This is a genomic window from Bradyrhizobium sp. NAS80.1, assembly GCF_001908205.1.
GTDB lineage: Bacteria > Pseudomonadota > Alphaproteobacteria > Rhizobiales > Xanthobacteraceae > Bradyrhizobium.
In genome coordinates this window covers 102,070-125,897 of sequence record NZ_LGHL01000048.1, presented here as the reverse complement: position 1 = coordinate 125,897, position 23,828 = coordinate 102,070, and the positions used below count along the sequence as shown (strand labels likewise).

General features: G+C 63.9%; 20 protein-coding genes and 1 tRNA gene. 11 read left to right on the top strand and 10 right to left on the bottom strand.

Annotation, left to right across the window (positions count from 1 at the left end; genetic code table 11):
- Window positions 1-82: 82 nt before the first annotated feature.
- The 7 genes from AC629_RS12555 to AC629_RS12525 form a co-directional block, all read right to left on the bottom strand.
- Entirely contained in the window at window positions 83-1,321 is a 1,239-nt protein-coding gene (locus AC629_RS12555) for an ABC transporter substrate-binding protein (protein WP_143199086.1), read from the bottom strand.
- A gap of 41 nt (window positions 1,322-1,362) precedes the next feature.
- Window positions 1,363-2,844 carry an ATP-binding cassette domain-containing protein gene (locus AC629_RS12550; protein WP_084805059.1) on the bottom strand — a complete coding sequence of 494 codons (1,482 nt, stop codon included), beginning with the start codon at window positions 2,842-2,844 and terminating at the stop codon, window positions 1,363-1,365.
- Window positions 2,844-3,770, bottom strand: coding sequence for a branched-chain amino acid ABC transporter permease (locus AC629_RS12545; protein ID WP_084805058.1), 927 nt, complete (start codon window positions 3,768-3,770; stop codon window positions 2,844-2,846). Before AC629_RS12545 ends, AC629_RS12550 begins: the two co-directional genes overlap by 1 nt.
- A 1-nt stretch (window position 3,771) precedes the next feature.
- A complete protein-coding gene (locus AC629_RS12540) occupies window positions 3,772-4,647 on the bottom strand; it encodes a branched-chain amino acid ABC transporter permease (RefSeq protein WP_074118339.1) in 876 nt (291 codons plus the stop codon).
- A 102-nt stretch (window positions 4,648-4,749) separates the two neighbouring features.
- Window positions 4,750-5,994: an ABC transporter substrate-binding protein gene (locus AC629_RS12535; RefSeq protein WP_084805057.1), complete on the bottom strand. Its 1,245-nt coding sequence runs from the start codon at window positions 5,992-5,994 to the stop codon at window positions 4,750-4,752.
- A 254-nt stretch (window positions 5,995-6,248) separates the two neighbouring features.
- Window positions 6,249-7,352 carry an NAD(P)/FAD-dependent oxidoreductase gene (locus AC629_RS12530; RefSeq protein ID WP_084805056.1) on the bottom strand — a complete coding sequence of 368 codons (1,104 nt, stop codon included), beginning with the start codon at window positions 7,350-7,352 and terminating at the stop codon, window positions 6,249-6,251.
- 87 nt (window positions 7,353-7,439) lie between these two features.
- Window positions 7,440-7,949, bottom strand: a complete 510-nt coding sequence (locus tag AC629_RS12525; protein WP_084805055.1) for a MarR family winged helix-turn-helix transcriptional regulator — start codon at window positions 7,947-7,949, stop codon at window positions 7,440-7,442.
- 66 nt (window positions 7,950-8,015) lie between these two features.
- Between AC629_RS12525 and AC629_RS12520 the strand changes: the two genes are divergently transcribed.
- Both AC629_RS12520 and AC629_RS12515 read left to right on the top strand, forming a co-directional pair.
- Complete coding sequence (locus AC629_RS12520; protein ID WP_245331828.1) at window positions 8,016-9,017, top strand: alpha/beta fold hydrolase; 1,002 nt, start codon at window positions 8,016-8,018, stop codon at window positions 9,015-9,017.
- Between the two features lie 70 nt (window positions 9,018-9,087).
- Window positions 9,088-9,888, top strand: a complete 801-nt coding sequence (locus tag AC629_RS12515; protein WP_084805053.1) for an isocitrate lyase/PEP mutase family protein — start codon at window positions 9,088-9,090, stop codon at window positions 9,886-9,888.
- 78 nt (window positions 9,889-9,966) lie between these two features.
- Here AC629_RS12515 and AC629_RS12510 read toward each other — a convergent pair whose 3' ends face one another.
- The gene (locus AC629_RS12510; protein WP_084805052.1) at window positions 9,967-11,196 is read right to left on the bottom strand and encodes an SMP-30/gluconolactonase/LRE family protein; all 1,230 of its coding nucleotides are present in this window, start codon (window positions 11,194-11,196) and stop codon (window positions 9,967-9,969) included.
- 177 nt (window positions 11,197-11,373) lie between these two features.
- Between AC629_RS12510 and xylB the strand changes: the two genes are divergently transcribed.
- The 9 genes from xylB to AC629_RS12465 all read left to right on the top strand — a co-directional run bounded on the left by xylB (window position 11,374) and on the right by AC629_RS12465 (window position 21,329).
- Window positions 11,374-12,819 (top strand): xylulokinase, encoded by a 1,446-nt coding sequence (xylB, locus tag AC629_RS12505; protein WP_084805051.1) that lies wholly within the window; start codon window positions 11,374-11,376, stop codon window positions 12,817-12,819.
- Between the two features lie 147 nt (window positions 12,820-12,966).
- On the top strand, window positions 12,967-14,493 hold the full coding sequence (locus AC629_RS12500; RefSeq protein ID WP_084805050.1) for a sugar ABC transporter ATP-binding protein: 1,527 nt from the start codon (window positions 12,967-12,969) through the stop codon (window positions 14,491-14,493).
- Entirely contained in the window at window positions 14,483-15,523 is a 1,041-nt protein-coding gene (locus AC629_RS12495) for an ABC transporter permease subunit (protein WP_084805049.1), read from the top strand. Before AC629_RS12500 ends, AC629_RS12495 begins: the two co-directional genes overlap by 11 nt.
- Window positions 15,524-15,616: 93 nt before the next feature.
- Window positions 15,617-16,564: an ABC transporter substrate-binding protein gene (locus AC629_RS12490; protein WP_074118330.1), complete on the top strand. Its 948-nt coding sequence runs from the start codon at window positions 15,617-15,619 to the stop codon at window positions 16,562-16,564.
- A 241-nt stretch (window positions 16,565-16,805) separates the two neighbouring features.
- Window positions 16,806-17,069: a hypothetical protein gene (locus AC629_RS12485; RefSeq protein WP_084805142.1), complete on the top strand. Its 264-nt coding sequence runs from the start codon at window positions 16,806-16,808 to the stop codon at window positions 17,067-17,069.
- 380 nt (window positions 17,070-17,449) lie between these two features.
- On the top strand, window positions 17,450-19,012 hold the full coding sequence (locus AC629_RS12480; RefSeq protein WP_084805048.1) for a 2-isopropylmalate synthase: 1,563 nt from the start codon (window positions 17,450-17,452) through the stop codon (window positions 19,010-19,012).
- 251 nt (window positions 19,013-19,263) lie between these two features.
- Window positions 19,264-20,277, top strand: coding sequence for a TRAP transporter substrate-binding protein (locus tag AC629_RS12475; protein ID WP_084805047.1), 1,014 nt, complete (start codon window positions 19,264-19,266; stop codon window positions 20,275-20,277).
- Between the two features lie 199 nt (window positions 20,278-20,476).
- Complete coding sequence (locus tag AC629_RS12470; protein WP_084805141.1) at window positions 20,477-21,085, top strand: Spy/CpxP family protein refolding chaperone; 609 nt, start codon at window positions 20,477-20,479, stop codon at window positions 21,083-21,085.
- A gap of 168 nt (window positions 21,086-21,253) precedes the next feature.
- Window positions 21,254-21,329: transfer RNA gene (locus tag AC629_RS12465), tRNA-Lys, on the top strand.
- Window positions 21,330-21,883: 554 nt separating this feature from the next.
- Here the strand turns inward: AC629_RS12465 and AC629_RS12460 are convergent.
- A complete protein-coding gene (locus tag AC629_RS12460; RefSeq protein WP_084805046.1) occupies window positions 21,884-22,804 on the bottom strand; it encodes an FAD binding domain-containing protein in 921 nt (306 codons plus the stop codon).
- Window positions 22,801-23,799 carry a xanthine dehydrogenase family protein molybdopterin-binding subunit gene (locus tag AC629_RS49820; protein ID WP_283846376.1) on the bottom strand — a complete coding sequence of 333 codons (999 nt, stop codon included), beginning with the start codon at window positions 23,797-23,799 and terminating at the stop codon, window positions 22,801-22,803. Before AC629_RS49820 ends, AC629_RS12460 begins: the two co-directional genes overlap by 4 nt.
- Window positions 23,800-23,828 lie beyond the last annotated feature (29 nt).

The window sequence follows — 23,828 nt, the reverse complement described above, 5'->3', positions numbered from 1 at the left end:
GCGGCCCTACGCATCTGCGAGAGACAAAGAAAAAGCCCACCGCTCCTTGCAGAGCGATGGGCTTGACGCCGGCGTGAGCCGATTACTGCGACAGTTTCACGAAGTTCGGAAACTTCATCTTGCCTTCGGCGATCTTCTCGGGCCAGACCACGATCTGCTTGCCGTCCTGCCACTGGAAGACGAGGCCGGTCACGGCGCCGGGGCCGGACTTGATGCCGTGGGTGAACTCGTCGTCCTTGCCGTAGAACTTGATCTGGCCGATCGTGCCTTCGAAATCGGTCTTCTCGAGTTCAGTGACCATCTTGTCGGGATCGGTCGAACCGGCGCGCTTGATCGCCTCGGAGATGATGTAGACCTCGTCATAAGAGGTGTAGCCGGTATAGGCCGGCGGCGTGCCGAACTTGGCCTTGAAGGCGGCCGCGAACGGCTTCGTCTTGGAGGTCACGGCGACATCGGGCGTCGCCACCGCGAGCGAGGGCACGCCGTCGGCGGCACCGTTGGTGTCTTTCCAGAAAGTAGGGCTCAGCGCCTGCGCGCTGATGCCGAACATCGGGATCGGCACCTGCTGGTTCTTCCACTGCACCGTCGGCTGCACGCCGACATGCGAGATGCCGGTCACGATCACGTCCGGCTTCTTGCTCTCGATGTTGTTGAAGATCGGCGTGAAGTCGGTGGTATCGGGCGAGAAGCGCACATGCTCGACGACCTTCAGCCCGGCCTTGGGCAGGCAGGCCTCGTAGCCGACGTCGAGCGGCTTGGTCCAGGCAGCGTCCTCGCTCATGATCGCGACCGTCTTGAACTTGAGCTTGTCGACGAGAAGATCCTTGGCTGCGTCGCAGACGAGCTGCGCTTGTGCGGCCGAGGTCAGATAGCCGTGAAAGGTGTACTTGTTCTTCTCATAGTCGTTGTGAATAGCCTTGGTGATCTCGTTCGAGGCGGCGCCGGGCGTGATCAGCGGCATTTTAAGCCGCGCGGCCCAGGGCTCGAGCGCCAGCACGACCTCGCTGATGTAGCTCGCGATCACGGCGGAGACCTTGTCCTCGCTCACCGCGCGCTGGAACGCGCGCACGGAATCCGCGGACGAGCTCTTGTTGTCGTAGGTGACGATCTCGATCTTGCGGCCGAGCACGCCGCCCTTGGCGTTGATCTCGTCGGCGGCGATCTGCGCGCCGCCCGGGGTCGCGGCACCTGCGATCGACTGCACCTCGGCGATGACTCCGATCTTGATCGGATCGTTCGACTGCGCGTAGGCGGGTGCGGCGAGGCACAGCGCCAACGCGGAGGCGAGGAAGCTGCTGCCGAGAATCGTCGATGATCGTATGGTCGTTTCCCTTTGCTTGTTTTGTTGTTGATACGCCAGAACTAGAGAAAGTCGGCGCCGGCTTCCGCGGCGAAGCGGCCGGGATCGCCTTCCCAGACGATCCGGGCATGCTCCAGCACGTAGACGCGGTCAGCGTGGGGCAGCGCGAAAGTCACGTTCTGCTCGCCGAGCAGTACAGTGATCGAGGTCGTCTGCCGCAGCTTCTCCAGCGCCTTGGACAATTGCTCGAGGATGACGGGCGCGAGGCCCAGCGTCGGCTCGTCCAGGATCAGGATCTGCGGCTGCATCATCAGCGCGCGGCCGATTGCGAGCATCTGCTGCTCGCCGCCCGACAGGGTCTGCGCCATTTGGCCCTGGCGCTCTTTGAGGATCGGGAACAGCTCGAACAGCCAGGCAAGCTGCGCGGCGCGCTTCTCGTCGGCGAGGTGCTGGCCGCCGAGATCGAGGTTTTCGCGCACGCTCATCTCGCCGAACAGCTCGCGCGATTCCGGGCACTGCACGAGACCGCTGCGTGCGATCTTCGCCGGGCTCCTGCCGCGCAGCTTGTCGCCGCCGCGCACGATCTCGCCGGTATAAGGCAGGAAGCCGGAGATCGTGTTGAACAGCGTGGTCTTGCCGGCGCCGTTGAGGCCGACGACGGAGACGAACTCGCCCTCGTGGACGTGGATCGAGACGTTCTCCAGCGCCTGCGCCTTGCCGTAGAACACGCTGACATTCTCGACCTGGAGCAGCGGCACCTTGTCCTTGAAGCTGGTCTCGGGCCGCGCATGAGTCTCGATCGCGCCGCCGAGATAGACCCGGCGCACGGTCTCGTTCTTCATGACGTCGTCAGCCTTGCCGGTGACGATCTCCTCGCCGAGATACATCGCGAGCACGCGATCAACGAGCGCGGCGACGCTCTTGACGTTGTGGTCGACCAGCATGACGGCGCGGCCCTCGTCGCGGAAACTGCGAATCAGGTCGGAGAAAACATCGACCTCCGCGCGCGTGAGCCCGGCGAAGGGCTCGTCCACCAGCACGACCTTCGGATCGCGCGCGATCGCTTTCGCAAGCTCGAGCCGGCGCAGATCGGCAAATGGCAGCGTCGGCGGGCGGCGGTTCATCACGGCACCGAGCCCAACGCGATCGGCAATCCACTTGGCGCGCTCGACCAGCGCCTTGTCCGGGAACAGCATGAACAGGCTGTCCGGCAGCAGCGCGACCATGATGTTTTCCAGCACGGTCTGCCGGTTGAGCGGCCGCGAGTGCTGGAACACCATGCCAAAGCCTTTTCGCGCGATCTTGTGCGCGGGAAGACCGGCGACGTTCTCGCCCTCGAAGACCACTTCGCCTGCGGTCGGGCGTTCGATGCCCATCACGCTCTTCATCGCGGTCGACTTGCCCGAGCCGTTCGGTCCGATCAGGCCAAAGATCTCGCCGCTGTTGACCTCGAAGCCGAGGTTCTTCACGGCGGTCAAGCCGCCGAAGCGTTTTGTCAGGCCACGGACTTCGAGCACGGGTCGGTTTGAAAGCCTCTGGTCCATTACGAGCGAGCCTCGCGCGAGAGGGCCGCTCCAAGGAAGCCGCCGGGGAAGAACAGCACGACGAGGAGAGCGACCGCCGAGACGATGAAGGTCGCGAGCTCGCCGGTTGGCCTCAGGAATTCTCCGGCCACAATCAGGAAGATTGCGCCAAGCGCAGCGCCAAGCACGGTACGCCGGCCGCCGAGCACAGCCGAGACGATGACGTTCACGCCGACCGCAACGTCGACGACGGTGCCGACCGAGGCGGTGCCGAAGTAGAACACCAGCAGCGCGCCCGAGAGCCCTGAGAAGAACGCGCTGACGACGAAGGCGGCGAGCTTGTGCTTGACGATGTTGAAGCCGAGCGCGCCGGCCTGCACCGGGTCCTGACCGCTCGCCTGGAGCACCAGCCCGATCGGCGATTGCGACAGGCCGTAGAGGATGGCAGCCGAGATCGTCATGAAGCCGAGCGCGATCCAGTAGTTGGCACCGGCGTTGATGGTGATGACGTCGGGGATGGTCAGGCCGATCTCGCCGCCGGTGAGATCGGCGAACACCACGATAAAATTCTGCAGCATCAGGACCGCGACCAACGTGGTCAAGCCGAAATACGGTCCTCGCACCCGCAGCGCCGGCAGCGCCAGCACGAGCCCGGCGATGACCGAGGCGAGCGCCCCTAACAAGATGCAGAGATAGACCGACCAGCCAAACTGGTTGTTGAGGATGCCGGCAGTGTAGGCGCCGACGCCGATCAGGAAGGTCGGGCCGAAATTGACCTCGCCCGCGAAGCCGAACAAGAGGTCCCAGGCCATCGCGAACACGCCGAAATAGAAGGCGACGGTCAGGAGGCCGAGCACATAGCCGGAGACGTAGAGCGGCAGCGTCGCCGCGATGATGACGAGCGCGAGCGAAACGAAGAACAGGCGCGAGGTGAAGAAGGTGGACATCTCAGCGCCTCCCCAGAAGGCCCTGGGGCCGGATGTACATTACGAACACGAGCAGCAGCAGCGCCGGAATGGTCCGGTACGCCGGCGAGACCAGGTAGGCCGTGAGGGTTTCGAGATAGCCGACCACGAAGGCCGCGATCAGCGAGCCGGAGACGCTGCCGAGCCCGCCGAGCACGACGATCGAGAAGGCGCTCGCGGTCAGCGGACCGACGCTGTAGGAGCTTACCCCTAAGAACATTCCGAGCAGGACGCCGGCGATGCCGGCGAGGATCCCGTAGATCGCCCACACCACGATGTAGATGTTGGTGAGCTCGAGTCCCAGCAGGGTGACGCCGCGCGGGTTCATCGAGGCCGCCAGCACCGCTTTGCCGGTGCGGGTGCGGTTCACCAGCAGCCACAGCAGCGCAATCACGAGGCAGCACACGATCGCGGTGAAGATCTCGTTCTTCGGCGTGCGGACGCCGAGGATCTCGACCACGCCCTCGACGATCGGCAGCACCGTCTTGGCGTTGTTGGTGAAGAAATAGGCGATCAGCTCCTGGATCATGATGCCCCAGAGCAGCGTGCCGGTGAGGACGAAGATCTCCTTCTCCTCATTGGGAATGCGCCGGGAATCCTGGATCGGCTTGACCACCGCGAAATAGGTGGCGAAGGCGGTGAGGAGGGCGACGGCGACCCCGATCAGCGCGCCGGCATAGGTGCCGACACCGAGGATGCTGGCGGCGGCCCAGGCCGCCACCGCTGCCGCCACCATGATGGCACCGTGGGAGAGGTTGAGCACGCCGGAGACGCCGAAGATCAACGTGAAGCCGGTGGCACCGAGAGCGTAGAGAGCGCTGATGGCAAAGCCATCGATCAGAATCTGGAAAGCTCGCATCTATGATTGGCCGGGTGGCAGCCAGGCTGCCGCTTTGAGGGAAGGTGCTGCGGGTGGCCGCATGTGGAAGCTCCCGGGAGGTGATCCCGGGAGCTGTTCCGGCTAGTTGCTGAGCTTGATGAAGCTCGGGAATTTGACGTCGACCTTCGCGACGTCCTTGGGCCAGACCGCGATCTGCTTGCCGTCCTGCCATTGCAGCATCAGCCCGGTGATCAGACCCTTGCCGTATTTGATCGAGTGGGTGAACGGATCGTCCTTGCCGTAGAACTGGACGCGGCCGATCGTGCCCTCCCAGTCGGTCTTCTCGAGTGCATCGACCAGCTTGTCGGCGTCGGTCGAGCCGGCCCGCTTCACCGCATCGGCGATGTAGTAGACCTCGTCATAGGCGGTGTAGCCGGCATAGGACGGATAGTTGCCGTACTTTTTCTTGAAGTTTTCCGCGAACGGCACCGACTTCGGTGTCACGGCGACGCCGGGTCCGGAGACGCCCTGGTAGAGCACGCCTTCGGCAGCCTGGTTGGTGTCCTTGCCGAAGGTTTCGTTGGTGGCCTGCGAGGAGATGCCGAACATCGGGATCGGCACCTGCTGGTTCTTCCACTGCACGGTCGGCTGCACGCCGACATGCGAGATGCCGGTGATGATCACGTCCGGCTTGGAGCCCTCGATCTTGTTGAAGATCGGCGTGAAGTCGGTCGTATCAGGCGAGAAGCGGATGTGGTCGAGCACCTTCAGCCCGATCTTGGGCAGGCACTCCTCGTAGCCGACGTCGAGCGGCTTGGTCCAGGCGGCGTCCTCGCTCATGATGACCGCCGACTTCATGTGCATCCTGTCGACGAGCAGATCCTTGGCGGCATCGCAGACCGACAGCGCCAGCGCCGCCGAGGTCAGATAGCCGTGGAAAGTGTACTTGTTCTTCTCGTAATCGGCGTGAACGCTCTTGCTGATCTCGTTGGAGGCGGCGCCCGGCGTGATGAACGGTGTCTTCAGCCGCGAGGCCCAGGGCTCCAGTGCCAGCACCACTTCGCTGATGTAGCTGGCGATGACCGCGTTGACCTTGTCCTCGTTCACCGCGCGCTGGAACGCTCGCACCGAATCCGCCGAGGAGGAGTGATTGTCGTAGCCGATGATCTCGATCTTGCGGCCATCGACGCCGCCCTTGGCGTTGATCTCGTCGGCCGCGAGCTGCGCCGCCTGTGGAATCGACGCGCCGGCAATTGCCTGCGCTTCCGCGATCACGCCGATCTTGATGGGGTCGGCCGCAAGTGCCGCGCCTGAAGCTGCCATCACCGCGCCAGTCGCGGCCGCACCAAGCGCAATTCGTAATGCACCAGAGAGTGCTCTATTCATGTTGTTCTCTCCCTTGAACCAAGCTTCTTTTGAGCTATTGGGCCGCGACTATAACGGCGACGGCATTCTCGGCAAGTGAAACCGCGTTCAGGATTGTGAGAGCCGGACTAAAGTCTACCGCTGCGTAAATAGCGGGCAGGATAGGCGCAGGACCCCGTTTCGTGCGCAGGCATGCAGATTTGGTCGGCGGGCATGCGTGGGTATCGCAAGCACACAATAACCCGATCGATGAACAGCGATGCCGTCGAATGGTTTCAACGCGCTTGCAGCAGCGCTGGATCGAGCGGCTGAAGCCGGGCGGGATCGAATGGCGAGAGATCGACGTCGCGCGCTGCGCCTTCGGCGATCAGTTGCGCCAGCGCTTCGCCCGTCGCGGGGGCATTCAGGATGCCCCAGACATTGTGTCCGGTTGCAACATAGAGGCCGTCACTCTGCGGTACCCGGCCGATCAGCGGCAGGCCGTCCTGTGTCACCGGGCGGAAGCAGGCCTGCTGCGCGATGATCTTCTCGGGACGGAACAGCGGCGACAGCCGCTCGGACATGGCTTGCAGACGCGCGATCGCGTCGGCGTCCGGTGTCACGGCCGCAGGGTCGATCGGCAGCGGCGCGATGTCGGACAATGCCGTGATGTGCGTGCTGCCGTCCGCTCGCGGGAAAACCTCGATCGAGACGGCGCCGTCGTCGCCCTTATGCTCCAGGAACAGCGCATCGGCCGGCACATTGGTGCCGGTGTCGTACACGATGCTTGGGCTGCGCTGGCCATAGACAGCGGGCAGGGTCATCCATTGCGCGGCGAGCAGCGACCAAGGTCCCATCGCGATCACGACGGCGTCAGCTTCGATGACGTTGCCGTCGATCTCGACGCCTTTCGCGGTCGTGCCATCTGCATCGCGTACGATGCCTGTGATGCGGCCAACGCGAAGCTTTGCGCCTTGCGCGAGTGCAGCGTTCATCACGGCCAAAGTGAATTTGCGGGGATGAACGATCGCAGTCGTCTCCGTCGTGCCGATGCGCTGGGCGATGACGACGCCTTTGGCGAGCCAGCCGAGCGCGGATGGCGCGTCCCGGCGCGGATCGGCATCGGAGGCAACGAAACCGCTATAAGCCATCATCGGGCGATAGCCCCAATCGCCTGCGATCTGCCCGGACAGTTGCGCGTGAAGCGCAAAACCGCGTCGCGCCAGCGCATCGAGCGGGGTGCCGGCGCACCAGTCGCGCGCCAGGAAGCCACCGGCCTTGCCGGAGGCGGCAGCCGCCACCTCGGTCCGCTCGACCACGACGACATTGACGCCCTGGCGGCGAAGGAAATAAGCGATGCAGGCGCCGATCACGCCTCCGCCACAGATGATGACGCGCATGGGGTCTTCCCTGATGATCCCGTCCGCAAGTCCCAGGACGCCAGGAGCTATCCTGTGTTGCCGCCGCGCCGGCAAGCAAGGCTGATACTAGCGATCGAGCTTGCTCTTGCTCGTGGGCAATGGACAATTGGTACAGCACTTGTCGTCGCACATCCGGCAGATCGTGAAACGATCCATCTCGGAGGTGTCCTGCCTCTCCAGCAAGTCGTGTATCAGCGTTCCCAGGCGTTTGGTTTCGGCCGGAGACAGCACTTCCAGAAGCGACGCAACAGCTGAAATCCGGGAAGCCAACAGATCGTTCCGGCTCGCAGCCCCTTTAGTCGTCAGGTGCAAGGCGACCTCCCGGCCGTCCTTTCCCGGCCGGCGTTCGACGAGCTGATCAGAAACCAGGCGATCCACCAGCCGGACGGTTCCCGAATGCGACAAGCCTAGGATCCGCCGCAGCGTGTCGTTGGTCATGCCCTGGCCATACCCGATGACGATCAGCGCTGCGGGCGTTTCGCCGCCACGGCCCACGACCTCGCGCGCGCCTTGCTCGATCCGATCCATGACGGCGAGCGAAAGCGCCCCCAGCAGATTTGCGATTCCTGTGTCCATGCGCGGAACAATATGTGCGCAGCACACAAAAAACAACTTGACCAAATATGTGCGTAGCGCACATATTTGGATGAAGGCGAGCAACCATCACACCAGGGCGAGGTCAACGCGGCTGTTGAGTGCCGCCTGTCTCGCGCGACCGCAGACGAAGAAGCATGGAGAAGAGCGATGAATATGCGAAGCACTGCATCAACAACGCCGAATGCCGCCGGCAGCGAGCCCGTCCTTAAATACGTGCAGGCCAATGGCGTGCGGTTTGCCTACCTCGAACAGGGAAGCGGGCCTCTCGTCATGTTCATGCATGGCTTTCCCGACAATGCCTGGTCGTATCGAAAGCAAATGCAGGTCTTCGCGGATGCGGGGTATCGTGCGGTCGCGCCATTCCTGCGTGGCTATGCGCCGACCGAGATTCCCGCAGACGGAATCTTCGATCCCATCGCACTGGGCAAGGATCTCGAAGCGCTCATCGCGGCGCTGAGCGACGACGGACAGGCGCGCGTCGTCGGCATGGATTGGGGCGGCACGTCGACCTTCCAGACGCTGGCCACGGCGCCGTCGGCGATCAAGGCCGCGGTGGTCATGAACACCGCGCACCCGATCACATTCTCAAGCATCAGGAGGGATCCCGATGCCGTTCGATCGCTCTTCCATTTCTATTTCTTCCAGCTTCCCGGCGCCGACACGGCGGTCAATATCGAGGGCCTGCCCTTCGTCGATTATCTCTGGAAGCTGTGGTCGCCCTCGTTCAAGAATGATGAGCACCTACGTTCGATCAAGGAGACGCTTAGCTCTCCCGGCACCATGACGGCGGCGTTGAAATACTACGGGGGTTTGTTCGAATCGGGACGCGCGCGCCGGCTGCCGATGAATGAGATGCATACGCCGACGTTGACAATCTATGGCGCCAACGATCCGACCTCGAGGTATTCGGTCAAAGAGGAGCCCTTCTTCAAGGGGCCGCACAAGCGCATTGTCTTGCCCGATGTCGGTCACTTCCCGCACCTCGAGCGAGAAGCCGAAGTCACCGGTCTGATCATGGACTGGTTCCAGACGCACGCCCCCAACTGAAATTCACGTGCCGAAGCCATGAGTCGCGCGAGGTGCAATATCTCTCGGGCTCTCTGACCAGGAGTGGGCGATGGACGCCAAGACACAGCAGCAATACGCCGAGACGTTTCACGGTCTTCACAAGACGGGCGATCCGCTCGTCCTCTTCAACGCATGGGATGTCGCGACGGCCAGGGCCATTGCGAAGACGTCCCCGGCCATCGCGACCAGTAGCGGCGCGGTCGCGTCCGCACTCGGATACGCGGACGGAGAAAATGCCCCGCTCGATATGGTAGAAGGCCTGGTTTCGCGAATGACCGCGGTCGTGTCGGTTCCGGTATCGATCGATCTGGAGGCAGGATACGGCGACACCCCGGACGCTGCCGCGAATTCAGCGACCAGGATCCTCAGAGCCGGCGCCATCGGCATCAATATCGAAGACGGGCTCTCCGGTGGAAGGCGGCAACTCGTCAGTCCCGAGCTGCACGCGGCGAAGATCAGAGCAGTGCGGGATGCTGCGCAAAAGCTGGATGTGCGCTTGTTCATCAATGCGCGGACTGATCCATTTCTGTTGAAATTCGGATCGCCGGATGAATGCCTGAATGAAGCCGCAAGGCGCGCGAAGGTCTATGCCGATGCTGGAGCTGATGGAATCTTTGTCCCCGGCCTCACGGACCTCGCCCTGATCGAGAAGCTCGTTCAGCTTACGCCTCTGCCGGTCAACATCATGGTGACCCAGGGTGTTCCCGAAATCCCCGATCTCGCCCGCGTCGGCGTTCGGCGGGTGAGTCTCGGGCCGTGGCCTATGTTGGCGACGATGCGTGTTGTCGGCCAGGCCGCCGCCGTTGCCGCGAGCAAGCAATATGGCGCGTTCCTGCAGCTGAATAGCTGAGCCCCGAAAAACATCGGGTGGAGAGAAGATGCGGCGCCGGCGAGGCATGCCGGCGCCGCGTCGCACGCTTGCGCCGCTTCAGCCCGGGCCGGCACCTTGCGTCGCCGTGTACACCGCGTAGAGCGACTGGCTCGCGGCCATGAACAGACGGTTGCGCTTGGGTCCGCCGAAGCAGATATTGCCGCAGACTTCCGGCAGGCGGATGCGGCCGAGCAGCTTGCCCTCCGGCGACCACACCGTCACGCCGCTGTAGCCGACGGCGCGGCCGGCATTGCTGGAGGCCCAGACATTGCCGTTGACGTCGCAGCGTACGCCGTCCGGCCCGCACTTCACGCCGTCGATCACGCAGTCGGAGAAGCGCTTCTGGTTGGACAGCTTGTTGTCACTGCCGACGTCGAACACGAAGATCTCGCCCTTGCCACCAGGCCCGGTGTCGCCAGGGCCTTTCCCGGTCGAGATGACATAGAGCTTCTTGAAGTCCGGCGAGAAGCACAGGCCGTTCGGATCGGGCACCTGCTCCTCGGAGACGACGAGATCGATGCGGCCTGAGGGATCGATGCGATAGCAATTGGTCGGCAGTTCGCGCTTGCCCGGCACGAAGCCGGCCGGCTGTCCGATCCGCGGATTGAGCTTGCCGCCCGCATTGCTCGGGCCGCCGGGTCCGTCCGGTTCGCCCTCGTAGAGCTGGCCGCCATAGGGCGGGTCGGTGAACCAGTAGCTGCCGTCGGGATGCGCGGCGATGTCGTTCGGCGAGTTCAGCCGCTTGCCCTGATAGGAGTCCGCAAGCACGGTCGCGGTGCCGTCGTGCTCGTAGCGCGTCACCCGGCGCGTCAGGTGTTCGCACGAGAGCTGTCGGCCCTGGAAGTCGAACGAGTTACCGTTGGAGTTGTTGGACGGCGAACGGAATACGCTGACGTGGCCGTCGTCCTCGCTCCAGCGCATCTGCCTGTTGTTGGGGATGTCGCTCCACAGCAGATAGCGGCCCTGGGCGCTCCAGGCCGGGCCCTCGGCCCACAAGAGGCCGGTGTGGAGCCGCTTGATCGCGGTGTTCGGCTGCGCGAGGTCGTTGAAGGACGGATCGACCGCGAGAATATCGGGGTCCCAGAAATAGGTGGTCGGCGCACCGCGCGGGCTGAAATCGCGCGGCGGCGTCGTAATCGTGGTTGGTGGCGCCGCCGGACCTGGCGTCGCATTCTGCGCCAATGCAGTGCCCGCTCCGGCGACCGTGGCGCCGGCGGCTGCGGCCAGGCCCTGGACAAGGGTTCGTCGTGAGAGTGTAGCGTCAAAGTCGCGATCTTGCTCGCGCATCGTCGTAGCCTCCCGGTGTATCGCCGGCCGGTCGATCCGGCTCGGCAACCTTAAGGTTAGTCCGGTCCGCGGCGAGTTGCGAGGGCGCCGAGCGAACTCTTCGCGCGGCACAATGCGCCAGCGCCACACATTTGATACAATTGCCGCCGCGATCCGGATCGCGTACCGGACTGTATCATGTATCTTGGCATCGATCTCGGCACCTCGGCGGTGAAGACTGTGCTTGTCGACGACAGGCAGCGCGTGGTCGCGAACCGCAGTCATCCCATCGAGACGCTCTCGCCGCATTCAGGCCATTCCGAGCAGGATCCCCGGCAATGGATCGAGGCCGCCTTTGCGACACTGGATGCCCTCAAGGCGGATCATCCGCGCGAGCTTGCCGCGGTCGAGGGCATCGGCTTGTCCGGTCAGATGCACGGCGCCACGCTGCTCGATGCCGATCACAAGCCGCTGCGGCCCTGCATTATCTGGAACGACGGCCGCGCCGCCGCCGAATGTCGTTTGCTGGAAGAGCGCTGGCCGGCGCTTCGGACCACGACCGGCAACAAGGCGATGCCAGGCTTCACCGCGCCAAAACTGCTTTGGATCGCAGCGCACGAGTCGGAGAGTTTTGCGGCGACGAAGCTCGTCCTGCAGCCAAAGGCCTATCTGCGCCTGATCCTGTCAGGTGAGGCGATCGAGGACGCCTCGGATGCCTCGGGCTCGCTCTGGCTCGACGTGACGCGGCGCGATTGGTCGGACGAAGGCCTCGCGGCCACGGGCCTGTCGCGCGCGCAGATGCCGCGCCTTGTCGAGGGCTGTGCGCCCGCGACGCGGCTGACGCGGGAGCTCGCGCAGCGCTGGGGCATGACGAAGCAGCCGGTGATCGCGGGCGGCGCCGGCGACAATCCGGCTGGCGCGGTCGGCATCGGTGCGATCCTGCCGGGCAGCGCGTTCATCTCGCTCGGAACCTCAGGTGCGTTGCTGACGCCGACCGATGCAGTCGCCGCCAACCCGGAGCGGGTGGTGCACACCTTCTGCCATGCGATCCCCGGAATGTGGCTTCAGGCCGGTGCGATCCTCTCGGCGGCGTCCTGCCTGACCTGGGCCGCGCGGTTGTTCGGCGCCTCCGAGGCGGAACTGCTGGCGCCGCTCGGTCAACGTCCGCAGGCGCCGTCGCCCGTCAGCTTCCTGCCTTATCTCTCCGGCGAACGGACGCCGCATGATGATCCCGACGTCCGCGGCCTGCTCGATGGCCTCGATCACGGCACCGATCGCTCCGCGATCACGCAGGCCGTGCTCGAAGGCGTGGCTTTTGCGCTCGCCGACTGCCGCGATGCGCTCGCCAGCGCGGGCATCAAAGTCGCGGAAGCCGACGTCATCGGCGGCGGCTCGCGGTCGCCGTTCTGGCTCGCGGTGTTGGCCAATGTCCTGAACGTGCCGATCCATCGTTTTGCTGACGGCGAGACTGGAGCTGCGTTCGGTGCGGCACGATTGGGGCGCCTTGCCGTCACCGGCGAGACGATCACAAGCGTGTGCACGCCGCCGCGGCGCATCACGACGTTCGAACCCGACCGCGCGCTCAGCGAGGCCTATGCCGCGCGGCTGATCGAGTGGCGCAAGCTGTACCGGCCGCGTTACTAGCCGCATCTTCCGCGTGTGAAATTGCGTTCCATCGCCTCGACGCCCCCGGTTCGGTATTGCCCTCTGCCACGGCCTTTTGTTTAATGCGCGAACCGCGCTGCCAAACCCAAAGACGCGGACAGGAAACGCATTGCGCCGGGAGGCACGGTGAACGATCCCATCCTCGAGATGCGCGGGGTCTCGAAATCTTTTTTCGGCATCAAGGCGCTGAGGGCGGTGGACCTCACCGTCTATGCCGGCGAGATTCATGCCCTGATGGGTGAGAACGGCGCCGGCAAATCGACCCTGATGAAGATTCTGTCGGGTGCCTACCGGCCCGATCCCGGCGGCGAGATCCGCATCGAGGGCCAGCCGGTCAGGATCGAAGGCCCGCTCGGCGGCCGCGCGGCCGGCATCTCGATCATCTATCAGGAACTTTCACTCGCCCCGAACCTGACCGTTGCTGAGAACATTTATCTCGGCCGCGAGATCTCCAGTTCCGGCCTGCTGGCGCGCGGCGCCATGCGCGAAGGCGTCGGTCCGATCCTGCAGCGGCTGGGCGCGGACTTTTTGCCGTCGGCGCTGGTCGCGCATTTGTCCATGGGCCAGCGCCAGCTCGTTGAGATAGCGCGTGCGCTGCACGCGCGGTCGAAAATCCTGATCATGGACGAGCCGACCACGGCGCTGTCGGCCGGCGAGAGCGAGCGGTTGTTCGCGCTGATCCGCCAGCTCCGGGCCGAGGGCCTCGCCATCATCTACATCTCGCACCGCATGGACGAGGTCTACGCGCTCGGCGACCGCGTCACCGTACTGCGCGACGGCCGCCTGGTCGGCTCGCTCGACAAGGCGGACATTCGCGCCGACACCATCGTCCGCCTGATGGTCGGGCGCGACGTCTCTTCTTTCTACAAGAAGGAGCATGATCCGGACGGCGGGCGGGGCCATCCCGTGCTTGCGGCGATCGACATGGCGGACGGGCAACGCGTCAAAGGCTGTTCGCTCACCGTGCATGCGGGCGAGGTGGTCGGGCTCGCCGGCTTGATCGGCGCCGGTCGCACCGAGCTTGCGCTTCTCATCATCGGCGCTGCAACCAGGACATCGGGCCGCGTCGAGGTCGAGGGCCACGAAGTCGATATTCGTACGCCCGGCGAGGCGCTCGAGGCTGGCGTCGCCTATCTCACCGAAGATCGGAAAGCGCTCGGCCTGTTCCTGGACATGTCGTGCCTGGACAATATCAATCTCGCCGTCCTCGGCCATGACGCAAAACTCGGCTGCATCCTCGATCGCGACAAGGCGCGAGACCGTGCCAACAAGGCTTTCACGTCGCTCAACATCCGGGCCGCCAATGTCGGCGTCTCCGCCGGCGGGCTCTCCGGCGGCAACCAGCAGAAGGTGCTGCTGTCACGGCTGCTTGCGATTGCGCCAAAAATACTGATCCTCGACGAGCCGACCCGCGGGGTCGATGTCGGCGCGAAGTCCGAGATCTATTCGATTATCGACAATCTCGCCAAATCCGGCACCGCGATCCTCGTCATCTCATCCGATCTGCCGGAGATCATCGGCATCTGCGATCGCGTCATCGTCATGCGCGCGGGCCGCATTGCCGGCGAGGTCGCGCGCGGGCCAGACTCGCCGCTGACGCAAGAGGACATCATGGCGCTTGCCACGGGGATGGAGCATCTCGATGCCGGATAATGGTGCTTCGCAGGCCAAGGCCGCCTCGGGCGCGACCAATGGCACCGCCGCGGAAACCGGGCGCCAACGGGTGCGGATGCTGATCAGTGCACTCGGCATGCTGCCGGTGCTGCTGATCCTTTGCATCGGCTTTCACGTGCTGTCCGAGGGGCGTTTCTTCACGGGACAGAACCTCGGAATCGTGTTGCAGCAGGCTGCCGTCAACACCGTGCTCGCCGCCGGCATGACCTTCGTTATCCTCACGGGCGGTATCGATCTGTCGGTCGGTTCGATTCTGGCGGCCTCCGCGATGGCGGGGCTGACGCTGTCGAAACTGCCCGAGTTCGGCGCGCTGTGGCTGCCGGTCTCCGTCCTCACCGGCCTTGGCTTCGGTGTCGTCAATGGTGCCTTGATCGCGCTGTTGCGGCTGCCACCCTTCATCGTGACGCTGGGCTCGCTCACCGCAGTGCGCGGGCTAGCGCGCCTACTCGGCGCCGACACCACGGTGTTCAACCCCGCCATTCCCTATGCCTTCATCGGCAACGGCTCGCTGACGCTCATTCCCGGTGTAGCGTCGATCCCATGGCTGTCGGTGATCGCCTTGCTCGTCATCCTCGTGTCCTGGCTGGTGCTGCGCCGGACCGTGCTCGGTGTGCACATCTACGCGGTTGGCGGCAATGAGAGCGCGGCGCGGCTGGCCGGCATCAAGGTCTGGGCCGTGCTGATCTTCGTCTATGGGGTGTCGGGATTGCTGGCGGGGCTAGGGGGCGCCATGCAGGCGGCACGGCTCTATGCGGCCAACGGTTTGCAACTCGGCCAGTCCTACGAGCTCGACGCCATCACCGCGGTGATCCTCGGCGGTACCTCCTTCGTCGGCGGCATTGGCTCGATCTGGGGAACGCTGGTCGGCGCGCTGATCATCGCCGTGCTGTCGAACGGCCTCATTCTCGTCGGAGTGTCCGACATCTGGCAATACGTCATCAAGGGCCTGGTGATCATCGGCGCCGTCGCGCTCGATCGTTACCGGCTGCAAGGCTCGGCCAGAACCTAAAAGGCTCGGCGCGCACCTAGCGCGCGACGTGGATTCGGTTGCGGCAACTGGTCTGCCGTGCCCGGGGATGAAGACCGACCAGGGAGGAAGTCCATGTTGAAGACGATCACGCTTGCCGGTGCTGCGATGGCGCTCGCCCTGAGCACCACGCCGTCCTTCGCAAAAGAGCTCAAATCGATCGGCGTCTCGCTGGGATCGATGGGCAATCCGTTCTTCGTCGCGTTGTCGAAGGGCGCCGAGTTCGAGGCCAAGAAGACCAATCCCAACGTAAAGATCACCACCGTCGGCTTCGAATATGATCTCGGCAAGCAGGTGACTCAGATCGACAATTTCATCGCCGCCGGCGTCGACCTGATCCTGCTCAACCCCGGCGATCCCAAGGCGATCGGCCCGGCGATCAAGAAGGCGCAGGCCGCCGGCATCATCGTCGTGGCCGTAGACACCGCGGCCGAAGGCGCTGATGCGACCGTCACCACCAACAACGTCCAGGCCGGCGAAATCTCGTGCCAGTACATCGTCGACAAGCTCGGCGGCAAAGGCGAGGTGATTATCGAAAACGGGCCGCAGGTCTCTGCCGTGATCGATCGCGTCAATGGCTGCAAGACCGTGTTCGGCAAGAATGCCGGCATCAAGGTGTTGTCCAGCGACCAGGACGGCAAGGGCTCGCGCGAGGGCGGCCTCACGGTCGCGCAGGGCTATCTGACCCGCTTCCCCAAGATCGATGCGATCTTCGCCATCAACGATCCGCAGGCGATCGGCACCGATCTCGCCGCGCGCCAGCAGAACCGCAGCGGCATCATCATCACCGCGGTCGACGGCGCGCCCGACATCGAGGCCGCGCTAAAGGATCCGGGCTCGCCGCAGATCCAGGCCTCCGCCTCGCAGGACCCGTTCTTCATGGCGCGCCGCGCCGTGCAGGTCGGCGTCGGCATCTTGAACGGACAGAAGCCGGCCTCAACGGTCGAGCTGCTGCCGTCAAAGCTCGTAACGCGCGACAATGTCGGCGAGTACAAGGGCTGGACCTCGGACCGCTCGCAATAGTGCCTGATCCGGGCAAGCGCGTCACCATGTGGATTCCGGCGCCGCCTCTTGCAGGTGGGGCCGGAGCGCTGGATGTAGGCCTACGCCAAATTATTTCCGCATTGCCGCCGTGCGAGGTGCAAAGGCGATAATTCGTCCCGGCCACGAGCTGTTGACCGGGCCCGGTCTTGGGGCATGTCAAGCCTTGATCTTCTGCGCGATGCTGGCAGAACGTCTTTCGGGGCAAAGGCCGGAGTTCATGGTGTTAGGCGTCGTCGTACTGGTTTTGCTGCTTGGGATCGCGTTTGCCGCCGGCTATTTCACCCGCGATTACGTCTCGCGCAAAAGGCGGGCCGAGGCGCGCCGCTGGCGCGAATATACTGAGCCGGATTGGCTTAAGGCCAACGCACCTGCCAACACCAACGAGATTGCAAACATCAATCGGATTGCGCCACCTGCAACCGGCGAGCTCGGCCAGATGCTGGACCGCTGGGAAACCAGGGCACGCGCCCGCCGTACCGGATAGCCTCGCGCACCCGCAATCAGGTAAGCCATTCTGACCATCTTTTGGCGTTGCAGTTGCGGCCAATTCTCGTCTAGAAACAGCGCATCGAGCCTCCCGGCAACCAACCGTCAACGGTTTTGACCGAGGATTTCAGGGCTTGAAAGGGTCTGGCAATGCTGATTCGCGGCCAAATCGATGGGATTTCGGGGGAGGTGGCTCTGGCCGCCGCCACGATCCCGGCTGCGCTGCTGCCCACCCTCCTTATCGGCGGCCTTCTTCTTACTTGCCCCTGAGGGCCGGCTGGGCGCCACGCGCCTGGGCACTCAGGGGTTGTACGAGATCACCGGACACCTCAAGCGCCCAGTACTGAACGGCGCAAAAGCTCAAAAGGAAATCTAGTAATGGCCTCCGTGAACAAGTCCGAGAAGGACCGCGTCATCATTTTCGACACCACGCTGCGCGACGGCGAGCAGTGCCCCGGCGCCACCATGACCTTCGAGGAGAAGCTCGAGGTCGCCGAGCTACTGGATGATATGGGCGTGGACGTCATCGAGGCCGGTTTCCCGATCACCTCCGAAGGCGACTTCCAGGCGGTCAGCGAGATCGCCCGTCGCTCCAAGAACGCGGTCATCGCCGGTCTGTCCCGCGCTCATCCCGCCGATATCGATCGCTGTGCCGAGGCGGTGAAATTTGCCAAGCGCGGCCGCGTCCACACTGTGATCGCGACCTCGCCGCTGCATATGCGGGTGAAGTTGAACAAGACCCCGGAGCAGGTGATCGAGACCTCGGTCGCCATGGTCGCGCGCGCCCGCAACCAGATCGACGATGTCGAATGGTCGGCTGAGGACGGCACCCGCAGCGAGATGGACTTCCTGTGCCGCATCGTCGAGGCCGTCATCAAGGCCGGCGCTACCACGGTGAATATCCCCGACACCGTCGGCTACACGGTGCCGGAGGAATACACGTACTTCATGAAGACGCTGATCGAGCGCGTGCCGAACTCGGACAAGGCGGTGTTCTCCGTGCACTGCCATAACGACCTCGGCATGGCCGTGGCCAACTCGCTGGCCGGCATCGTCGGCGGCGCGCGCCAGGTCGAATGCACCATCAACGGCATCGGCGAGCGCGCCGGCAACGCCGCGCTGGAAGAGATCGTGATGGCGATCAACGTCCGCAACGACAAATTCCCGTACTGGAACAAGATCGACACCACGCAGCTCACCCGCGCCTCGAAGGTGGTGTCGGCGGCGACCTCGTTCCCGGTGCAGTACAACAAGGCCATCGTCGGCCGGAATGCCTTCGCGCACGAGAGCGGCATTCATCAGGACGGCGTGCTGAAGGATGCCTCCACCTACGAGATCATGCGGCCTGAGATGGTCGGCCTGAAGCAGTCCTCGCTGGTGCTCGGCAAGCACTCCGGCCGCCATGCCTTCGTGCACAAGCTGGAGGAGATGGGCTACAAGCTCGGTCCGAACCAGCTGGAAGATGCGTTTACGCGGATGAAGGCGCTCGCCGACCGGAAGAAGGACATCTACGACGAGGACATCGAGGCGCTGGTCGATGAGGAGATGGCGGCATCGCACGATCGCATCAAGCTGACCTCGCTGACCGTGATCGCCGGCACTCATGGCCCGCAGCGCGCGACCATGAAGCTCGACGTCGACGGCCAGATCAAGATCGAGGAGGCCGAGGGCAACGGTCCGGTCGACGCGGTGTTCAACTGCATCAAGCGCCTGGTGCCGCATGAGGCCAAGCTCGAGCTGTACCAGGTCCATGCGGTGACCGAAGGCACCGACGCGCAGGCTGAAGTCTCGGTGCGCTTGTCGCAGGACGGCCGTGCGATGACGGCGCGCGCGGCGGACCCGGATACGCTGGTGGCCTCGGCGAAGGCCTATCTCGGCGCGCTCAACAAGATCGTCATGAAGCGCCAGCGCGATACGGTGACGACGGCAGCTGCAAGCTGACGCCCGTTCTCACAGCCAATCAGCAGAAACGCGGCGCCCTCGGCGCCGCGTTTTTCGTTCGTCGTCTCGTGCGAGCCGCTCTCCTTCGCTCTCGTTTCGGATACCGCATTTTTGCAGGCGGCCCCCTGCTAAGGGGCAATAGCACCTCCGCCGGCTTCCCTATAAAGCTGCCCTCAAGTCTTGACTTTAAGGCTTGAAATTAAGGGTAGGGGCCGGCGATCCGCGCTCCACAAAAATGTGCGGGAGGAAGCATGCGGAAACTGATTTGGGCTGCGGCATCGATTGCGGCCTTGACCGGGGCGTTGGCGTTGACCGGGCCGGCATCGGCCCAATCGCCGATCATCATCAAGTTCAGCCACGTCGTGGCCACCGACACGCCGAAGGGCAAGGCAGCCGAGAAATTCAAGGAACTCGCCGAGAAGTACACGGGCGGCAAGGTCAAGGTCGAGGTCTACCCGAACTCGACGCTCTACAAGGACAAGGAAGAGCTCGAAGCGCTCCAGCTCGGCAGCGTGCAGATGCTGGCGCCGTCCAACTCCAAGTTCGGCCCGCTCGGCATCCGAGAGTTCGAGGTGTTTGATCTGCCCTATATCCTTCCCGACCTGAAGACGCTGCGGAAGGTCACGGAAGGCCCGCTCGGCATAAAGCTGCTCAAGCTGCTCGACACCAAGGGCATCACTGGCCTTGCCTATTGGGACAACGGCTTCAAGCAGATGAGCGCCAACAAGAAGCTGGTGGCGCCGGCCGACTATCAGGGCGTGAAATTCCGCATCCAGTCCTCGCGCGTGCTCCAGGCCCAGTTCAAGGCGCTCGGCTCGCTGCCGCAGGTGATGGCGTTCTCGGAAGTCTACCAGGCGCTGCAGACCGGCGTGGTCGACGGGCAGGAGAACACCTGGTCGAACATCTATACCCAGAAGATGCACGAGGTGCAGAAGTACATCACCGAGACCAATCACGGCTACATCGGCTACGTCGTGATCGTGAACAAGAAGTTCTGGGACGACCTGCCGGGCGATATCCGCGACCAGCTCGCGAAGGCGATGAAGGAAGCGACCGACTTCAACAACGCGCAGTCGCAGAAGGAGAACGACGACGCACTTGCCGAGATCAAGAAGAGCGGCAAGAGCGAGATCATCAAGCTCACGCCGGAGCAGGACGCGGCAATGCGCAAGGCGATGGAGCCGGTCTACAAGGACGCCGCAAGCCGCGTCGGCCAGCCGCTGATCGACGAGTTCCAGAAGGAAGCGAAGAGCGCGACGAACTAATCTAAACAGACTGAATGATGAATAAAGGGCTTCCGTGCCGGGCGCGGAAGCCCTTTGTTGCGAATGATTTCAGATTGCGACTGAACAGAAATTCAGGGCAGTGACATTTCCGTAAGAACGCGCTCCCTGTCCAAGTTGTAATTTGCGCGTCAGCGGTTCGGCGCTCATCCTCATGGGCATCCTTCCAAAGGAGGTTCGTATGAGGAAGTTCACCATCGCCGCCATCGCCGTGCTCAGCATCGCCGGCTCGGGCGCGGTCTATGCCCAGTATCATTCCCCGTGGATGGAGCACTTCCGCCACATGCGCGTGAACCCGGAAGACCGCGCCGCCCTCGTCGATGCGCGGATCGCCGCCGTCCATGCGGGGCTGAAGCTCAACGCCGATCAGGAGAAGCTGTGGCCGCCGGTCGAGGCTGCCGTGCGCGAGTTCGCCAAGATGCGGATCGACCGCGCCAATGCGCGGATGAGTGCGGCGCCGGGCGACGCCGACAAGCCCGAGGATCCGGTCGCGCGCCTCCGCCAGCGCGCCGAGGACCTGGGCGCTACCTCCGCAGCCCTGAAGAAGATCGCCGATGCCGCCGATCCGCTCTACAAGACGCTCGACGAGGGCCAGAAGCGGCGTCTCGCCATGCTGACCCGTCACCGCGGCCCGTTCGGCGGCGGCGAGGACGGCTCGCCCGGCCGCTTCATGGAACGCGGCATGAACCGCATGATGGACCGCATGATGGAGCGGGGTATGGACCGCTTCCAGGGCGATCGTTTCGACCGTGACAGCGGCCAGGACCAGGACCGTGACGGGCGGCTCTGAGCCTTCGAGGGTTTTCCGGAGATCAACCTTGGCGAAGCCGCTGGAATCCAACGGCTTTTCGCTTTTTGGGGCCTGTGGACGAACTCTTGGAAAACCTGCATCACATCGCTTGCCAGACCCGGATCGCTTTGCTAAACGACCGGCCTCGCAAGGCATTGACCGCCTTTCGGGCGCATAGCTCAGTTGGTAGAGCAGCTGACTCTTAATCAGCGGGTCCCAGGTTCGAGCCCTGGTGCGCCCACCATTGGAAAGCTCTTATTTTCCAATACCCTCGCGGAGAAATCGCCGAGAACAAAATGAGTCTCGTGCGACGTTTCTTGTGATCGGACACTGGTCAGCCGGCTGCTGTTCGACCTTTCCCTGATTTCTGTACTCTCACCGATTCAATACAGCGTGCAAATCCGATGATGCAGGCCGATTACGCGCTCGTCGTAGATTAGGATATTACAGCGAGCAAAACGGACAATCCATTCTGCCGCTGTAGCTCTTCGAGGCCGGAAAAACCTTGCATCGCCCGCAAAATTCAAGGCGGTGTCGTTGAGCAGTTTCTCTCTCAACCACATATGTCCTGGATCGGTCGTATGGCGCGGGTGCCAGTGCATGGCCTCGGGATGTCTGGTGCGGGGCACTGGATCGCGGAAGAAAGACCCGAGGCTCTTGCGGCGGGATCGATCGATTTTTTTTGAGCCGCACCGCTGACGGTGGGCGCCGCCGAGCGTTCCCGAAAAACAATGTATCCTTAAGATCGGTGCGCCGGACCGACTCTCTCAGCACATGGCCGAGCGATGATCTATCGCGCTATGCCATGAGGCGCTCCAGGAGATCGCGCAAGAGTCCCTCGAGCAAGTCGAGCTTGTAAGCCGTCATCGGCAGCGGCTTGGCGCCGGAGGTGGCTTGCCCCACGGCTTCAGCGATCGTTGCGGCGTTTGTAGCCTTACCCTGCAGCGCCGTTTCGCAAGCAATGAGACGAAGCGGCACCGGCGCGATGCCGCCGGCGGCAAGACGCACGAACTGGAACTTGCCGTCGGCGATCACGATTCGAGCGCAGACTTCCACCAGCGGCCATTCGGCGTAGGTGCGGCTGATCGCGCGTTTGTAGGATGCGCGCTCGCCGGCAAGAGGAGCAGGAAGCGCGACGCTCTTGATCATCTCACCCGCCGCGAGCGTGTGATCGGAGCGCGCATGCGAACCATCGCCGAGCAAATCGGCGATCGTCAGTCCGCCGCGGGAATCCGTGACGACGCTGGCGTCATAGGCGAGCAATGCCGCTGCCATGGTGGAGGGATGCGGCGCGACGCAGGGGCCGAGATCGAAGGCGACGCCATAGAGATGATTGCCCGATCGGGCAGGGCAGGCACTGCCGCCCTTCTTGAGGCAATCAATGTCGGCTTTGCGAAAATACCAGCAGCGCGACCGCTGCGCGAGGTTGCCGCCAAGCGTTGCAAGATGGCGCACCTGCGGGGTGGCAAGGCCTTGTGCGCTTGCCGCAATGCCAGGATAGGCTTCCATCATGCGCATGTTGGTCGCGATGGTGGCAATGGTGGCAAGTGCGCCGATGCTGGCGGCGCCTTTCGCGTCCCAGGAAATGGCGTTGTCGCCCGCTGCAGCGAGATCGATCAGCGGTCCCCTCGACACGCCGCTGCGGCGGCGCTCGCTGAGATCGGTGCCGGCGGCGCGGAACTCCGGCGCGGCTTCGATGGTCATGACGGCGGCACTCATGCGGCATTCCTCCCTTTCAGCGCGGCGACCAGGCGATCGGGCCGGAACGGAATCTCGGTCAGTCTCACGCCGATGGCATCACGGATCGCATTCGCGATCGCCGGCGAGGTCGGCACGGTCGCGACTTCGCCGATACCGACGCTGCCGCCGGGCACATGCTCGAAACCTGCCTCGTCGAAATGCACCTCGAGCCGTGGCATGTCGGCGATGCCGGGGATGCGATAATCCTCCATGCTTCCGCTCAGGATATGGCCGCTGCCGGGATCGGTCTCACGCGCTTCATAGAGCGCGTAGCCGATGCCTTGAATGACCGCGCCTGCGGCCTGGCTACGCGCCAGCGCAGGTGCGGCGAGCTTGCCGATCGCCAGCCCGGTATAAGCGTTTAGCACCCGCACATGGCCGAGCCAGGTGTCGACCTCGACCTCCATCACCTGCACCGAGCTCGGCACGCCGGCGCCAACCACCATGTGGTTCATCAGCCGAAGCACCCAGCCGAACACCATGCCCATGAAACCGGCCTCCCTCAGCGCCGGCCTGACGCCCGGCGGGGGCTTGTGATCCTCCGGACGTTTCGCGGACACCGCAAGGTCGGGCGCGGCCGCGATCAATTCGCGCCACGGAGCGTTCGAGCCGGGAATTGGCCTCTGCGCCGCGGTCCGCTGGATCTCCGCCTTCAGCTTCTCGATCGCGAGCAATGTCGGCGGCACGACCGAGGCAGTGACGCGGCTGCCGCCGGAGCCTGGTCCCGGCGGCAGATTGGACCGGCCTATGCTGACGTCGATGTCCTGCGGCTCCAGGTCGAACGCCTTCGCGACGGTATTCGCGATCACGCTGCGCGTTCCGGTGCCGATATCCTGCACCGCACAGCTTGCGGCGATGCGTCCGCCCTTGATTGCGAGTTCCACCGTCGAACCGGTCTGCCAGAGATAGAGCCAGTATCCGGCGGCGACACCGACACCGCGCCTGTAGCGGCCGCTTTGCGAGGAGGCCGGCATGCGGTTGCGCCAGACGTCGAGGCCGGCGG

Excerpts from the sequence above, each read along its gene's own strand:
- AC629_RS12550 (WP_084805059.1), bottom strand. The coding sequence starts at position 2,844 with ATGGACCAGAGGCTTTCAAACCGACCCGTGCTCGAAGTCCGTGGCCTG.
- AC629_RS12545 (WP_084805058.1), bottom strand. The coding sequence starts at position 3,770 with ATGTCCACCTTCTTCACCTCGCGCCTGTTCTTCGTTTCGCTCGCGCTC.
- AC629_RS12540 (WP_074118339.1), bottom strand. The coding sequence starts at position 4,647 with ATGCGAGCTTTCCAGATTCTGATCGATGGCTTTGCCATCAGCGCTCTC.
- AC629_RS12535 (WP_084805057.1), bottom strand. The coding sequence starts at position 5,994 with ATGAATAGAGCACTCTCTGGTGCATTACGAATTGCGCTTGGTGCGGCC.
- AC629_RS12530 (WP_084805056.1), bottom strand. The coding sequence starts at position 7,352 with ATGCGCGTCATCATCTGTGGCGGAGGCGTGATCGGCGCCTGCATCGCT.
- AC629_RS12525 (WP_084805055.1), bottom strand. The coding sequence starts at position 7,949 with ATGGACACAGGAATCGCAAATCTGCTGGGGGCGCTTTCGCTCGCCGTC.
- AC629_RS12515 (WP_084805053.1), top strand. The coding sequence starts at position 9,088 with ATGGACGCCAAGACACAGCAGCAATACGCCGAGACGTTTCACGGTCTT.
- AC629_RS12510 (WP_084805052.1), bottom strand. The coding sequence starts at position 11,196 with ATGCGCGAGCAAGATCGCGACTTTGACGCTACACTCTCACGACGAACC.
- xylB (WP_084805051.1), top strand. The coding sequence starts at position 11,374 with ATGTATCTTGGCATCGATCTCGGCACCTCGGCGGTGAAGACTGTGCTT.
- AC629_RS12495 (WP_084805049.1), top strand. The coding sequence starts at position 14,483 with ATGCCGGATAATGGTGCTTCGCAGGCCAAGGCCGCCTCGGGCGCGACC.
- AC629_RS12490 (WP_074118330.1), top strand. The coding sequence starts at position 15,617 with ATGTTGAAGACGATCACGCTTGCCGGTGCTGCGATGGCGCTCGCCCTG.
- AC629_RS12480 (WP_084805048.1), top strand. The coding sequence starts at position 17,450 with ATGGCCTCCGTGAACAAGTCCGAGAAGGACCGCGTCATCATTTTCGAC.
- AC629_RS12475 (WP_084805047.1), top strand. The coding sequence starts at position 19,264 with ATGCGGAAACTGATTTGGGCTGCGGCATCGATTGCGGCCTTGACCGGG.
- AC629_RS12470 (WP_084805141.1), top strand. The coding sequence starts at position 20,477 with ATGAGGAAGTTCACCATCGCCGCCATCGCCGTGCTCAGCATCGCCGGC.
- AC629_RS12460 (WP_084805046.1), bottom strand. The coding sequence starts at position 22,804 with ATGAGTGCCGCCGTCATGACCATCGAAGCCGCGCCGGAGTTCCGCGCC.
- AC629_RS49820 (WP_283846376.1), bottom strand. The coding sequence starts at position 23,799 with ATGCCGGCCTCCTCGCAAAGCGGCCGCTACAGGCGCGGTGTCGGTGTC.